The sequence below is a fragment of the Enterobacter sp. 22499 genome (assembly GCF_052044815.1).
GTDB classification, from domain to species: Bacteria; Pseudomonadota; Gammaproteobacteria; order Enterobacterales; family Enterobacteriaceae; genus Enterobacter; species Enterobacter bugandensis.
In genome coordinates this window covers 29864-44887 of the sequence record NZ_JBQENR010000010.1, presented here as the reverse complement: position 1 = coordinate 44887, position 15024 = coordinate 29864, and the positions used below count along the sequence as shown (strand labels likewise).

Sequence of the window (15024 nt, the reverse complement as noted above, 5' to 3'; positions counted from 1 at the left end):
TGAAAAGGGCGGGTATTAGGCTGGATAATCGTTTGCCTTAATTTGACCACCCGTTTTATAAGCGCGGAGCTAAACGTTTGCTTTTTTTGTGACGCCCTTTCGTCGCAAACGCAACACACGGATTTGACGTTTTAGCTGGCAGCGGTGTCTCCACCACGCTTATGGACGTTCTATAAAAACTCTCAGGGGATGTTTTCTATGTCTACGCCATCTGCGCGTACCGGCGGTTCACTTGACGCCATGTTTAAAATTTCGGCTCGTGGCAGCACCGTGCGCCAGGAAGTCGTTGCCGGTCTGACCACGTTTCTGGCGATGGTTTACTCCGTCATCGTGGTGCCGGGCATGCTGGGCAAGGCGGGCTTCCCGCCTGCGGCTGTCTTTGTCGCCACCTGCCTGGTGGCTGGCGTGGGCTCCATCGTAATGGGCCTGTGGGCGAACCTGCCGCTGGCGATTGGTTGCGCCATCTCTTTGACCGCCTTTACCGCGTTCAGTCTGGTGCTGGGCCAGCAGATCAGCGTACCGGTTGCCCTCGGCGCCGTGTTCCTGATGGGTGTACTGTTTACCGTTATTTCTGCCACCGGCATCCGTAGCTGGATTTTGCGCAACCTGCCGCAGGGCGTGGCGCACGGCACCGGTATCGGTATCGGCCTGTTCCTGCTGCTGATCGCTGCCAACGGCGTGGGTCTGGTCATCAAGAACCCGCTGGACGGCCTGCCGGTAGCGCTCGGTCATTTCGCGAGCTTCCCGGTCATTATGTCGCTCATCGGTCTGGCGGTGATTATCGGCCTGGAAAAACTGAAGGTGCCGGGCGGCATTTTGCTGACCATTATTGGCATTTCCATCGTCGGCCTGATTTTCGATCCGACCGTTCACTTCTCCGGTATTTTCGCCATGCCGTCGCTGAGCGATGACAAAGGCAACTCCCTGATCGGCAGCCTGGATATCGTCGGCGCGCTGAACCCGGTGATCCTGCCAAGCGTGCTGGCGCTGGTGATGACCGCGGTATTTGACGCCACCGGTACCATTCGCGCGGTGGCCGGTCAGGCCAACCTGCTGGATAAAGACGGTCAGATTATTGATGGCGGCAAAGCGCTGACCACCGACTCCCTGAGCAGCGTCTTCTCTGGTCTGGTGGGTGCGGCGCCTGCGGCGGTGTACATCGAATCTGCAGCGGGTACGGCGGCAGGCGGTAAAACCGGCCTGACGGCCATCACCGTTGGCGTGCTGTTCCTGCTGATCCTGTTCCTCTCTCCGCTCTCCTATCTGGTGCCTGCGTATGCGACCGCGCCAGCGCTGATGTACGTCGGCCTGCTGATGCTGAGCAACGTGGCGAAAATCGATTTTGCGGACTTCGTGGATGCGATGTCCGGCCTGATTACCGCAGTGTTTATCGTCCTGACCTGTAACATCGTGACCGGCATTATGATCGGTTTCGCGTCGCTGGTGATTGGGCGTCTGGTTTCCGGAGAGTGGCGCAAGCTGAACATCGGCACTGTGGTGATCGCCGTTGCGTTGGTCGCCTTCTACGCGGGCGGCTGGGCAATCTAAATTATCCATTGATGCGAAAACGGGTGGCTCAGGCCGCCCGTTTTTATTTTCAGGACTCATCCCGTTGCCTTTTGCGTTACTCTGGAGAGGATAGAATAAGAGGCACGACGCCTCAGGTTTGGCTTAAAAAGAAACACAGCAAACAGGGAACGCATGGAAATTTTCTTCACAATACTCATCATGACCCTTGTGGTCTCATTATCCGGGGTGGTTACACGCGTACTGCCCTTCCAGGTCCCCCTGCCTTTAATGCAAATAGCCATCGGCGCGCTGCTGGCGTGGCCGACGTTCGGTCTGCACGTGGAGTTCGATCCGGAACTGTTCCTCGTGCTGTTTATCCCGCCGCTGCTGTTTGCCGATGGCTGGAAAACGCCGACGCGCGAATTTCTTGAGCACGGGCGAGAGATCTTCGGCCTGGCGCTGGCGCTGGTGGTCGTTACCGTGGTCGGGATTGGTTTCCTGATCTACTGGGCCGTACCGGGTATCCCGTTAATTCCCGCCTTTGCGCTGGCCGCCGTGCTGTCGCCGACCGACGCCGTGGCCCTTTCCGGCATCGTGGGTGAAGGGCGCATTCCGAAGAAAATAATGGGCATTTTGCAGGGCGAGGCGTTGATGAACGACGCTTCCGGCCTGGTGGCCCTGAAGTTTGCCGTGGCGGTAGCCATGGGCACCATGGTCTTTACCATTGGTGGCGCGACCCTGGAATTCTTCAAGGTGGCGATTGGCGGTATTCTCGCGGGCTTCGTGGTGAGCTGGCTGTACGGTCGTTCGCTGCGCTTCCTCAGCCGCTGGGGCGGCGATGAACCGGCGACACAAATCGTTCTGCTGTTCCTGCTGCCGTTTGCCTCTTACCTTATCGCTGAACATATCGGCGTCTCGGGCATTCTGGCTGCGGTAGCCGCGGGGATGACCATCACCCGCTCCGGCGTGATGCGCCGCGCGCCGCTGGCGATGCGCCTGCGCGCCAACAGCACCTGGGCGATGCTGGAGTTTGTCTTTAACGGCATGGTCTTCCTGCTGCTGGGCCTGCAGCTGCCGGGCATTATGGAATCCTCGCTGATCGCGGCGGAGGCGGATCCAAACGTTGAAGTCTGGATGCTGTTTACCGATATCGTGCTGATCTACATGGCATTAATGCTGGTGCGTTTCGGCTGGCTGTGGACGATGAAAAAGTTCAGCGTCCGCTTCCTGACCAAAAAGCCGATGGAGTTCGGCTCCTGGACCACGCGCGAGCTGCTGATTGCCTCCTTCGCGGGCGTACGCGGGGCGATAACCCTCGCCGGTGTGCTCTCTATTCCGCTGCTGCTGCCGACGGGCGACGTCTTCCCGGCGCGCTACGAGCTGGTGTTCCTGGCGGCGGGCGTGATTCTCTTCTCGCTGTTTGTCGGCGTGATTATGCTGCCGATTTTACTCCAGCACATTGATGCCGGTGACTCGACCCAACAGCACAAAGAGGAGCGGATAGCCCGTGCGGCGACGGCAGAAGTCGCGATTGTCGCCATTGAGAAGATGGAGGAGCGTCTGGCTGCCGATGCCGAAGAGAACATTGATAACCAGCTGCTGAAGGAAGTCAGTTCACGCGTGATTGGTAATTTGCGCCGTCGTGCTGACGGACGTAACGACGTGGAAAGCTCGCTGCAGGAAGAGAACCTCGAGCGTCGTTTCCGCCTGGCGGCGCTGCGCTCCGAGCGTGCCGAGCTGTATCACCTGCGCGCGACGCGTCAGATCAGCAACGAGACGCTGCAAAAGCTGCTGCACGATCTGGACCTGTTAGAAGCGCTGTTAATAGAGAATCAGTAGCGCGTTGTTGCCCGGTGGCGCTACGCTTACCGGGCCTACATTTGAACCGTAGGCCGGATAAGGCGAAGCCGCCACCCGGCACTATTCAGACCGCACCCAAAACCCCTCACAACATTGCAGCCACGCCTGTGCGCTGTGCGAAAGATACACTCCTTCACGCCAAATCATCCCCAACTGCCAGTGCAGGTCACTCTCCAGCGGGATCCAGCGCAGCGTGTTTTTATCAAGCCGCTCGCAGATCGGCTGTGGCAGAATGGCAATTCCCACGCCCGCCTGCACCATTGCCGCGAGGAAATCCCACTGGCCGCTGCGTACCGCAATACGCGGCTTCACGTTATGGTGGTTAAACAGAGTCATCAACTGGCGGCTTAAGGCGAAGTCTTCGTTGTAGATCAGCAGCGGGTGTTCGCCGAGCAGATCGGGCTTCACTGAGTCTATCTTCAGCCAGTCGCCGGAGCGGGGCACCAGCACGCACAGTGGATGGCTGAACAGCGGCAGCGTTGCCAGCCCGCTCTCTTCCTCCACGGGAAGGGCCGTCATCGCCACGTCCAGCTCGCCGTTGATCACCGCCTGCTGCACGGTCAGGCCGCCAAACTCAGATATTTTAAGCTCAACGCCGGGGTAGCGCTGGCGGAACAGGCTTATCGGCCCGGCCATCATCATGCCAACCATCGGCGGAATGCCGAGCCGCAGCAGACCTTTCGTCAGGTGGTTGATGTCCGCAAGCTCGGCCTCAAGCTGGCGAAACTCCGCCAGGATCGCCAGCCCGCGCTCGAACACCACGCGTCCGGTATCGGTCAGCAGCAGCTTGCGTCCGTCGCGGATCAGCAGGGTGCAGTTCAGCTCGTCTTCGAGGTTTTTCAGCATTTTGCTGATGGTTGGCTGGGTAACGAACAACTTCTCCGCTGCGCGGGTAAAACTTTGCTGGCGAACCACCTCGACAAAATAGCGCAGCGTTCTTATGTCCATGATTATTCCTCGAAACTATACCTTCGATGATTTTAATTCATTTCAGTCGATGACGTACGCTCACTATACTGGCGCCTCGTCTCAATTCTGAGGAAAAAAACCATGGCCGTGGCGTTAAGCCGTGTTACGCCTGCCGTTGTGCAACGACTCCAGGTACCAGTTCAGGTACTGCTCTACGCGGGACTGTTTGTTTTTGCGGAATACCTTGTCGACTGGCTGCACCTGCCTTTACCCGCCAACCTGGTGGGAATGGTGCTGATGCTGGTGCTGATCCTCTGCCGCGCGTTGCCCCTCAGCTGGGTGCGCGCCGGCGCGCGCTGGCTGCTGGCGGAGATGCTGCTGTTCTTCGTTCCGGCCGTGGTGGCGGTGGTGAACTATGCGCAGCTGCTGATGGTCGACGGCTGGCGCATCTTCACGGTTATTGCCCTGAGCACGCTGATGGTGCTGGGTGCCACCGCCTGGGTGGTGGATAAGGTGTACCGGTTCGAAATCAGCAGGCAAAAGCATGACTAACTTTCAGATAAGCGTGTTGTGCCTGATCGTGACGGTCGCCATCTACTTTGCCAACAAACGCCTGTATCGCCGCTTTCGCACGCTGCCGCTGATGCCGCTGGTCTTCACGCCGATCCTGCTGGTGCTGATGCTGGTCTTCGGCCATATCTCCTGGCAGAACTACATTGGTGAATCCCACTGGCTGCTGTGGCTGCTCGGCCCGGCGACTATCGCCTTTGCGGTGCCGGTGTATGACAACCTGGCGATTATCAAACGCCACTGGATGTCGCTCAGCGCGGGCGTCGTCACCGCGACGGTGGTGGCGGTCTGTAGCTCCGTCTGGCTGGCGCGGCTGTTTACCCTCTCCGATGAAATTCAGCGCAGCCTGGCCGTGCGCTCGGTGACCACGCCGTTTGCGCTGGCGGCCGCCAAACCGCTCGGCGGGCAGCCGGACCTGGTGGCGCTGTTTGTGGTGGTGACGGGCGTCTTTGGCATGGCGGTGGGAGATGTACTGTTCCTGCGGCTCTCTATCCGTGAAGGGATGGCGAAAGGAGCAGGGTTTGGCGCGGCATCTCACGGGGCAGGCACGGCGCGTTCGTATGAACTCGGTCAGCAGGAGGGCGTGGTGGCAAGCCTGGTGATGATGCTCTCGGGCGTGACGATGGTGTTAATTGCGCCGCTGGTGGCGTGGGTGATGTTTTAAGCTCCCCGGCCAGAGCAACCGGGGAGAAAGGCTTAGTGTGCGCGGCCCTGCTCAACGCCGAGGCCGGTTTGTGAGCGGATAAACTGGGCGCGGAATTTCTCACGCTCCAGGTTACCCTCCGGCGAGTTGTCGGTAGCCGAGAAGACCCAGATACCGATAAACGCCACGGCAATGGAGAACAGCGCCGGGTACTCGTACGGGAAGATAGCGCTTTCGTGACCGAGGATCTGCACCCAGATGGTCGGGCCGAGGATCATCAGAATTACCGCTGTCAGCAGGCCGAGCCAGCCGCCTATCATCGCCCCACGGGTGGTCAGTTTGGACCAGTACATGGAGAGCAGAATGATTGGGAAGTTACAGCTTGCCGCAATTGAGAAGGCCAGTCCCACCATAAAGGCGATGTTCTGCTTCTCAAACAGGATCCCCAGCAGAATAGCGACCACGCCCAGCACCAGCACGGTGATTTTGGAAACCTTCAGCTCGTCGCGCTCGCTCGCGCCTTTACGGAAGACGTTGGCGTAGAGGTCGTGCGATACCGCAGACGCGCCCGCCAGCGTCAGCCCGGCGACCACCGCAAGGATGGTGGCGAAGGCCACGGCGGAGATAAAGCCGAGGAACAGGTTGCCGCCCACCGCGTCGGCCAGGTGCACCGCCGCCATGTTGTTACCGCCAATCAGCGCACCCGCCGCGTCTTTAAACGCCGGGTTCGCGCCCACCAGCATGATCGCGCCGAAGCCGATAATGAAGGTAAGAATGTAGAAGTAGCCCATGAAACCGGTGGCGTAGAAGACGCTCTTACGCGCTTCACGCGCGTCTGACACCGTGAAGAAACGCATCAGAATGTGCGGCAGGCCAGCGGTACCAAACATCAGGCCGAGACCGAGAGAGAGCGCGGAGATCGGATCTTTCACCAGCCCGCCCGGGCTCATGATCGCTTCTCCTTTCGGGTGGACAGCCATCGCTTCGGTGAACAGGTTATTGAAGCTGAAGCCGACGTGTTTCATCACCATAAAGGCCATAAAGCTCGCGCCGAACAGCAGCAGTACGGCTTTGATGATCTGCACCCAGGTGGTGGCCAGCATGCCGCCGAACAGAACGTACATCACCATCAGCACGCCCACCAGCACCACCGCGACGTGGTAGTTCAGGCCAAACAGCAGTTCGATAAGCTTGCCCGCGCCCACCATCTGGGCGATCAGATACAGCGCCACCACCACCAGCGAGCCGCAGGCGGAGAGGGTACGAATCGGCCCCTGCTTCAGGCGATAGGATGCCACGTCAGCGAAGGTGTAACGTCCCAGGTTGCGCAAGCGCTCGGCAATCAGGAACAGAATAATCGGCCAGCCGACAAGGAAGCCGAGGGAGTAGATCAGGCCGTCATAGCCGGAGGTGTACACCAGCGCGGAGATCCCGAGGAACGAGGCGGCGGACATAAAGTCACCCGCAATCGCCAGGCCGTTCTGGAAGCCGGTAATGTTGCCGCCCGCAGTGTAGTAATCGTTACGGGAGCGAACGCGTTTCGACGCCCAGTACGTAATGTACAGCGTCAGCACCACGAAAATCAGGAACATGATAATCGCCTGCCAGTTGGTTGGCTGACGCTGTACCTCGCCGGTAATGGCATCCGCCGCGTGGGCGGCAAAGGGAAGTGTGGCGGCTAGCGCCGTCAGGATTCGCTTCATGATGCTTTTACCTCTTGCAGTACCGCTTTATTAAGACGATCGAACTCACCGTTCGCGCGCCAGACGTAGACGCCGGTCAGCACAAACGAAATCACGATCACGCCAATGCCAATGGGGATACCGCGCGTCACGCTGGTGCCCTCATGTAACGGGGTGCCCAGCCAGTGCGGCGCAAAGGCGATCAGCAGAATAAAGCCGACATAGATAATCAGCATGATGATGGAAAGGGTGAAGGCAAACCGTTGCCGCTTATCGACGAGCTCCCTGTAGTGCGCACTATTCTCTATCTGCTGACAAATATCGTTATTCATCACAGAAATCTCCAGAGGTAAGGTTGGTTTGTTTTATCCCCTCTCCCCTATGGGGAGAGGGTTAGGGTGAGGGGAGGAAGGTGCGGTCTAATGCCCTCACCCCGGCCCTCTCCCACGGGGAGAGGGAGAAAACACTACGATGGCATTGCGATGGCCTGCTTCTCTTCGAGCAGTTTGTCCACCACGCCAGGATCGGCAAGCGTTGAGGTATCGCCGAGGTTGCTGGTATCGCCTGCCGCGATTTTGCGCAGGATACGGCGCATAATCTTGCCGGAACGGGTTTTCGGCAGCGAGTCTGTCCAGTGCAGTACGTCCGGCGTGGCAAGCGGGCCAATCTCTTTACGTACCCAGTTGCGCACCTCGGTATACAGCTCCGGCGACGGCTCTTCACCGTGGTTCAGGGTGACGTAGGCGTAGATCGCCTGGCCCTTGATGTTGTGAGGAATGCCGACCACCGCCGCTTCGGCAATCTTCGGATGCGACACCAGCGCGGACTCAATTTCTGCCGTACCCAGACGGTGGCCGGAAACGTTCAGCACGTCGTCCACGCGTCCGGTGATCCAGTAATAACCGTCTTCATCCCGGCGCGCGCCGTCGCCGCTGAAGTACATGTTTTTAAAGGTCGAGAAGTAGGTCTGCTCGAAGCGCTCGTGATCGCCAAACAGCGTGCGCGCCTGGCCCGGCCAGGAGTCTGTGATCACCAGGTTACCCTCGGTGGCGCCTTCCTGCGGATTACCTTCGTTATCCACCAGCGCAGGCTGCACGCCGAAGAACGGACGGGTTGCCGAGCCGGCCTTCAGCTGCGTGGCACCCGGCATTGGGGTGATCATGAAGCCGCCGGTTTCGGTCTGCCACCAGGTGTCCATCACCGGGCACTTCTCGTTACCGATTTTCTTCCAGTACCACTCCCAGGCTTCCGGGTTGATGGGCTCGCCCACGGAGCCGAGGATGCGCAATGAGGAGCGGTCGGTGCCCTCGATGGCCTTATCGCCTTCCGCCATTAACGCGCGGATCGCCGTTGGCGCGGTGTAAAGAATGTTGACCTGGTGCTTATCGACCACCTGACACATGCGCGCCGGGGTCGGCCAGTTCGGTACGCCCTCAAACATCAGCGTCGTTGCGCCGCAGGCCAGCGGGCCGTACAGCAGGTAGCTGTGTCCGGTGACCCAGCCCACGTCGGCGGTACACCAGTAGATGTCGCCCGGATGGTAGTCGAAGACGTATTTAAAGGTGGTGGCCGCATAGACCAGATAGCCGCCGGTGGTGTGCAGTACGCCTTTCGGTTTACCGGTTGAGCCGGAGGTGTAAAGAATAAACAGCGGATCTTCCGCGTTCATCTCTTCCGGCTGATGCTGGTCGCTCGCTTTTTCAATCAGGTCGCTCCACCACAGGTCACGCCCCTCGTGCCAGTCGATCTTGCCGCCGGTACGCTTGAGGACAATGACGTTATTGATGGATTTTACGTTCGGGTTTTTCAGCGCTTCATCGACGTTTTTCTTCAGCGGAATACCGCGCCCGGCGCGTACGCCCTCGTCGGCGGTGATCACCAGCTTCGAGTTCGAGTCAACGATGCGCCCGGCAACCGCTTCAGGGGAGAAGCCGCCGAAGATGACGGAGTGGATCGCGCCGATACGCGCGCAGGCGAGCATAGCTACTGCCGCTTCCGGCACCATCGGCATGTAGATCGCCACCACGTCGCCTTTTTTAATCCCCTGGTCCAGCAGCACGTTGGCGAAGCGGCAGACGTCGCGGTGCAGCTCTTTATAAGAGATATGTTTGCTCTGAGAGGCATCGTCGCCTTCCCAGATAATGGCCGTTTCGTTGCCGCGTTCGGCAAGATGGCGGTCCAGGCAGTTCGCCGCCAGGTTCAGCGTGCCGTCTTCATACCATTTAATGGAGACGTTGCCTGGCGCGAAAGAGGTATTCTTCACCTTCTGATAAGGTTTGATCCAGTCAAGGATGTGACCCTGCTCGCCCCAGAAGGCGTCCGGGCTGGTAACAGATTGCTGATATTTCTCGTGGTACTGCTCCGGGGTGATCAGGCAACGGTCCGCAATGTTTGCGGGAATGTCGTGTTTGTGTATTTGGCTCATGGCTTTTTTTCTCCTTGTAAGATGTTAATAATATGTCGCAAAAACGTTAATAGTAGGGGCTTTACAAGCTTTGTTTAGTATTTGGGCGACAGATCACGCATTGTTTGAACAGGTTGAAAATTGAGCGAATGAAACTTTGAAGGGAAATAATTCACGATGCCGATTATTCACAATTCTTTATAAAAAAGCGTTTTTATAACAAAAGGTTATTTATCAGAATTATGACAAACTCGCGTCATAACCGCTTTTGATAGTGAAATGCGTCGTTCTTTAAGGCTTGCGCAACAGGTCGTGCAAATGATACTCATACGCCGCGTTAAAAAATCCCATAAACCAACGCAACACAATTCATACCCTTTCAGTATGTCTCCATATTCATGCAGTTTTGCTGGTGCGGAGATTTCATTGAGGAAGTCAGTTTCTATGAAAAATTTGAAAGTCAGCCTGGCCTGGCAGATCCTGCTGGCCCTTGTGCTGGGCATCTTGCTGGGCAGTTATCTTCATTATCATAGCGACAGCCGCGAGTGGCTGATTGCGAACCTGCTCTCTCCGGCAGGCGATATTTTTATTCATCTGATTAAGATGATTGTGGTGCCTATTGTGATCTCGACGCTGGTGGTCGGTATCGCGGGCGTCGGCGATGCGAAGCAGTTAGGCCGCATTGGCGCGAAAACTATTCTCTATTTCGAAGTGATCACCACGGTTGCGATTATCCTCGGCATAACGCTGGCGAACGTATTCCAGCCAGGCTCCGGGATCGATATGTCGCAGCTGGCGACGGTGGATATTTCGAAATACCAAAGCACCACCGCTGACGTGCAGAGCCATTCCCACGGTCTGATGGGGACTATCCTGTCGCTGGTGCCGACCAACATCATTGCTTCCATGGCGAAAGGCGAGATGCTGCCGATCATCTTCTTCTCGGTGCTGTTTGGTCTGGGGCTCTCCTCCCTGCCGGCAACACACCGTGAGCCGCTGGTCACCGTGTTCCGCTCAATCTCCGAAACCATGTTCAAAGTGACCCACATGGTGATGCGCTACGCGCCGGTTGGGGTGTTCGCGCTTATCGCCGTGACCGTGGCGAACTTTGGTTTTGCCTCCCTGTGGCCGCTGGCGAAGCTGGTGATCCTGGTGCACTTCGCCATTCTGTTCTTCGCGCTGGTGGTGCTGGGGATTGTGGCGCGCCTGTGCGGGCTGAGTATCTGGATCCTGATCCGCATCCTGAAGGATGAACTGATTCTGGCGTACTCCACCGCAAGCTCTGAGAGCGTGCTGCCGCGCATCATTGAGAAGATGGAGGCGTACGGTGCGCCAGCGTCGATAACGAGCTTCGTGGTGCCGACCGGCTACTCCTTTAACCTGGATGGCTCGACGTTGTACCAGAGTATTGCGGCGATCTTTATCGCGCAGCTGTACGGCATTGACCTGTCGCTGTGGCAGGAGATCGTACTGGTTCTGACGCTGATGGTGACCTCAAAGGGCATCGCAGGCGTGCCGGGCGTCTCCTTCGTGGTGCTGCTGGCGACGCTGGGCAGCGTGGGTATTCCGCTGGAAGGCCTGGCGTTTATCGCCGGTGTGGACCGTATCCTCGATATGGCGCGTACGGCGCTTAACGTGGTGGGTAACGCGCTGGCGGTGCTGGTTATCGCCAAGTGGGAACACAAATTCGACCGTAAAAAAGCGCTGGCGTATGAACGCGAAGTGCTGGGTCGTTTTGATAAGACGGCTGACCAGTAACATCCTAAGCCCGGTGGCGCTGCGCTTACCGGGCCTACGGGTTTTGTAGGCCGGGTAAGGCGACGCCGCCACCCGGCACGTTATTCTCCGCTCAACGCATCAAACTCTTCACACCCCGTATCAAACCCTTCGGTACAGCTCAGGTTTAGCCAGTAGAGCGCTTTCTGCTTATTCGGCGTGATAAAGCCTTTCTCACCCTGCTGGAACAGCATTCCTGCCCAGTATTCCGCATAGCCCGTACGTGACAGCGACGAGCTACGCTTAAACCATGACGCCGCCTGTACGTCATCCTGCGGCACCTCTACGCCGTTGGCATAAATCAGCCCCAGCAGCAGCTGCGCATCGACCGCCGAGTCGTTGTCGATATCTTCGGCCGCCGTTTGCAGGAGCTTGATGGCCTGAGGATAGTCGGTTTTACCCGCCTGCGTGTTCACCATAATACGCGCCAGCATAATCGTGCCGCGCTTGCTGCCGGCGATGGTGGCCTGCTGCGCCAGCGCTTTAGCCTGAGCGTAATCCCCCTGCGTAAAGAGGATCTGCGAGAGTAACCCCATGGCGTCGACATCACCGCCTTTCGCGGCTTTCTCGGCCCACAGCGCTGCCTGCTTTCTGTCACCGGAGCTGAAGTAGGTATCGGCGAGATAATACTGGGCGCGGGCATCGCCGGCTTCCGCCTGCTTCTGATACTGGCTGCCTATCTCATCCGCGCGGGCGAACGACGTAAAAAATAACAACAACAGAAAAATGGCTTTCATGGATTCTTATCATCTGGGTACACGCCGCGCAGTATAATCGCGGTAGCAAAAGAAAAAAATGGGTGCATTAAGACCTCAACATCCTACAAGCCGGGCGAAACCGTGGTTTCGCCCGTAGAGGTTAGCCTGCCACGCAGGCTAATTTCGCCGCCACCTCCTGATGTTCACTCTTTATTGAAAACTCGCACAGTCTACCGCGAGTAATAAAGGTAAATATCACTATCGTCAGGCAGATAATAAAGACGATGCCTAACGCAGTTTTTAATGGCGTCATGCCTTTTACTCCTTGTCAAAAAAAGAAGAAGAGGCTACTCTCAACCTGTTGGTAGTTGAGGGGTAGCCTCGGGTGAATGAAAATTTCCCGGGGCTTTCCACTTTCTGTCCCTCAACAATGCTCAAGACAGAAAGTCTTAAGCACCCGCCGCACATCTTATCCTTCTGAATTAAAATGCAAAGATGTAATTCTGTTCTGCGCGAATTACATTATTTTGCGAGTCGCTTTCCAGAATAATAATTTATATTTTTAATGTTTTAAGCGGAAATAAAAAGGGAGTGAATAACTCACTCCCTTTATTCAACGATTAATTAACGGCTTCAACCCATTGCGCTTTCACGCAGCCGTGCTTTCAGCTTGTTATATTCGTCGATCACATACTGTTCCGCCGCGTGCTGATCCGCAATCGGCTCAACGTTGACGGCGCAGTATTTATACTCCGGCGTTTTGGTTATCGGGCTGAGGTTCTCCGTCACCAGCTCGTTACAGGCACCAATCCACCACTGGTAGGTCATATAGACAGCCCCTTTGTTTGGACGGTCGCTGACCTGCGCGCGGGTAATGATGCGGCCTTTGCGCGAATTCACCCACACCAGCGCTTCATCTTCAATACCGAGCCGTTCGGCGTCGGCGGTGTTGATCTGCGCGTAGCCCGGTTCGTCCGCCAGCGCCGCCAGCGCGGCGCAGTTACCGGTCATCGAACGGCAGGAGTAGTGACCTACTTCACGCACGGTCGAGAGCACCATCGGGTACTCCTCGGTGAGTTTATCGATCGGCGCAACCCAGTCGCAGGTGAAGAACTGCGCCAGCCCGTTCGGCGTGTCAAATTTCTCTTTAAAGAGATACGACGTCCCCTGGTCGGCCTCAGACTCGTCCCGGCACGGCCACTGGATGTAGCCCAGCTCACCCATTTTTTCATAGGTTGCCCCATAAAAGTCCGGGCACAGATGCCGCAGCTCGTCCCAGATCTCCTGGGTGTTGTTGTAGTGCATCGGGTAGCCCATGCGGGTGGCGATTTCGCTGATGATCTGCCAGTCCGTTTTCAAATCCCACTTCGGCTCGACCGCCTTAAAGAAGCGCTGGAAGCCGCGGTCCGCCGCCGTATAGACGCCTTCATGCTCGCCCCAGGAGGTCGACGGGAGAATCACATCCGCCGCCGCCGCGGTTTTGGTCATGAAGATATCCTGGACAATCACCAGCTCCAGATCCTCAAAGCCTTTGCGCACCGCAGACAGCTCGGCGTCGGTCTGGAGCGGATCTTCACCCATGATGTAGGCCGCCCGCACTTCACCGTGCGCCGCGCGGTGCGGCAGCTCGCTGATGCGATAGCCGGTGTGTGCCGGCAGGCTCTCCACGCCCCAGGCCTTCGCGAACTTCTCGCGGTTTTCCGGGTACTTCACGTACTGGTAGCCCGGATACGTGTCCGGCAGCGCGCCCATGTCGCAGGCACCCTGGACGTTATTCTGGCCGCGAACCGGGTTAACGCCGACGTGCGCTTTGCCCAGATTCCCGGTCAGCATCGCGAGGCTGGTCAGGGAGCGCACGGTTTCCACGCCCTGGTAGAACTGGGTCACGCCCATGCCCCACAGGATGGCGGCGGTTTTCGCTCCGGCATACATCCGTGCCGCCTGGCGGATCTCCTGCGCGCTGACGCCGGTTATCGCCTCTACCGACTCCGGCGTGTAGCCTTCGACAATTTTCCGGTACTCTTCAAACCCTTCCGTACGCGTGGCGACAAACGCCTGGTCGTACAGGTTCTCCTCAATAATGACGTGCCCCATCGCATTCAACAGCGCGATATTCGAGCCGTTTTTCAGCGCAATGTGCATATCCGCAATGCGCGCGGTTTCGATTTTGCGCGGATCGCAGACGATAATTTTCGCCCCGTTCTGTTTAGCGCGAATCACGTGGTTCGCGACGATAGGGTGAGAATCCGCCGGGTTATAACCGAAGATAAACACCAGATCGGTGTTATCTATCTCGTTGATAGCATTACTCATTGCGCCGTTACCGACCGACTGGTGCAGACCTGCAACCGATGGGCCGTGTCAGACGCGAGCGCAGCAGTCGACGTTATTGGTACCAATAACGGCGCGCGCGAATTTTTGCATCACGTAGTTGGTTTCATTCCCGGTCCCGCGTGAGGAGCCGGTGGTCTGAATGGCATCCGGGCCATACTTGGCCTTAATGGCACTCAGGCGCGTGGCGACGTAATCCAGCGCCTCGTTCCAGGAGACGGCTTCCAGCTTGCCGCCGCGCTCGCGGCGGATCATAGGGTTTTTCAGGCGCGGGGTGAGGATTTGTGTATCGTTAATAAAATCCCAGCCGTAATACCCCTTCAGGCACAGCGTGCCCTGGTTGGTTTTCCCCTGCGCGGCCTCCGCCCGGACGATTTTGCCGTTATCGACCACCAGGTGGATCTTGCAACCTGAGGCACAATAAGGGCAAACCGTGACGACTTTTTTCATCAGTCTGCTCCAGTTAATCAAATCTTTCGCACCGACTAATGCAGCTTCTATGCCATGTTTTTAGTGGGGTTACTCACCGGCTTTACGGTGCATTCACGGCGAAATCCCTGACGAAATGCAGACAATCGTCAAAATTGACGTGTCGAATGAGCGGCGGATGTGACATGGGTTGAATTTCCGTCACGGAAAAAT

12 protein-coding genes are annotated in these 15024 nt (G+C 57.5%); 5 read left to right on the top strand and 7 right to left on the bottom strand.

What is annotated here, in order from left to right; all coding sequences use genetic code 11:
• Window positions 1-198 precede the first annotated feature (198 nt).
• Both ghxP and ACTJI7_RS21510 read left to right on the top strand, forming a co-directional pair.
• Window positions 199-1548 (top strand): guanine/hypoxanthine transporter GhxP, encoded by a 1350-nt coding sequence (gene ghxP, locus ACTJI7_RS21515; RefSeq protein WP_028015179.1) that lies wholly within the window; start codon window positions 199-201, stop codon window positions 1546-1548.
• Between the two features lie 153 nt (window positions 1549-1701).
• Window positions 1702-3348 carry a Na+/H+ antiporter gene (locus tag ACTJI7_RS21510; RefSeq protein ID WP_028015180.1) on the top strand — a complete coding sequence of 549 codons (1647 nt, stop codon included), beginning with the start codon at window positions 1702-1704 and terminating at the stop codon, window positions 3346-3348.
• Window positions 3349-3429: 81 nt separating this feature from the next.
• Here ACTJI7_RS21510 and ACTJI7_RS21505 read toward each other — a convergent pair whose 3' ends face one another.
• Entirely contained in the window at window positions 3430-4317 is an 888-nt protein-coding gene (locus tag ACTJI7_RS21505; protein ID WP_041911529.1) for a LysR family transcriptional regulator, read from the bottom strand.
• A 102-nt stretch (window positions 4318-4419) separates the two neighbouring features.
• On the opposite strand from ACTJI7_RS21505, the gene ACTJI7_RS21500 reads away from it, so the two are divergent.
• Entirely contained in the window at window positions 4420-4830 is a 411-nt protein-coding gene (locus tag ACTJI7_RS21500; protein ID WP_047366861.1) for a CidA/LrgA family protein, read from the top strand.
• Entirely contained in the window at window positions 4823-5512 is a 690-nt protein-coding gene (locus tag ACTJI7_RS21495; protein WP_045630755.1) for an LrgB family protein, read from the top strand. The genes ACTJI7_RS21500 and ACTJI7_RS21495 overlap by 8 nt, the downstream gene beginning before the upstream one ends.
• 32 nt (window positions 5513-5544) lie before the next feature.
• Here ACTJI7_RS21495 and actP read toward each other — a convergent pair whose 3' ends face one another.
• The 3 genes from actP to acs form a co-directional block, all read right to left on the bottom strand.
• Window positions 5545-7194 carry a cation/acetate symporter ActP gene (gene actP / locus ACTJI7_RS21490; RefSeq protein ID WP_047366862.1) on the bottom strand — a complete coding sequence of 550 codons (1650 nt, stop codon included), beginning with the start codon at window positions 7192-7194 and terminating at the stop codon, window positions 5545-5547.
• A complete protein-coding gene (locus ACTJI7_RS21485) occupies window positions 7191-7505 on the bottom strand; it encodes a DUF485 domain-containing protein (protein WP_028015185.1) in 315 nt (104 codons plus the stop codon). The genes actP and ACTJI7_RS21485 overlap by 4 nt, the downstream gene beginning before the upstream one ends.
• A gap of 134 nt (window positions 7506-7639) precedes the next feature.
• A complete protein-coding gene (gene acs, locus ACTJI7_RS21480; RefSeq protein ID WP_047366863.1) occupies window positions 7640-9598 on the bottom strand; it encodes an acetate--CoA ligase in 1959 nt (652 codons plus the stop codon).
• 423 nt (window positions 9599-10021) lie between these two features.
• Between acs and gltP the strand changes: the two genes are divergently transcribed.
• Window positions 10022-11335, top strand: a complete 1314-nt coding sequence (gene gltP, locus ACTJI7_RS21475; protein ID WP_028015187.1) for a glutamate/aspartate:proton symporter GltP — start codon at window positions 10022-10024, stop codon at window positions 11333-11335.
• A gap of 80 nt (window positions 11336-11415) precedes the next feature.
• Here gltP and ACTJI7_RS21470 read toward each other — a convergent pair whose 3' ends face one another.
• From ACTJI7_RS21470 to fdhF, 3 genes are all read right to left on the bottom strand, one after another.
• Window positions 11416-12090 (bottom strand): tetratricopeptide repeat protein, encoded by a 675-nt coding sequence (locus ACTJI7_RS21470; RefSeq protein WP_045261055.1) that lies wholly within the window; start codon window positions 12088-12090, stop codon window positions 11416-11418.
• A 121-nt stretch (window positions 12091-12211) separates the two neighbouring features.
• Window positions 12212-12364 carry a Hok/Gef family protein gene (locus ACTJI7_RS21465; RefSeq protein ID WP_028015189.1) on the bottom strand — a complete coding sequence of 51 codons (153 nt, stop codon included), beginning with the start codon at window positions 12362-12364 and terminating at the stop codon, window positions 12212-12214.
• Window positions 12365-12684: 320 nt separating this feature from the next.
• Window positions 12685-14832: a formate dehydrogenase subunit alpha gene (gene fdhF, locus ACTJI7_RS21460; protein WP_080350604.1), complete on the bottom strand. Its 2148-nt coding sequence runs from the start codon at window positions 14830-14832 to the stop codon at window positions 12685-12687.
• Window positions 14833-15024: the final 192 nt, after the last annotated feature.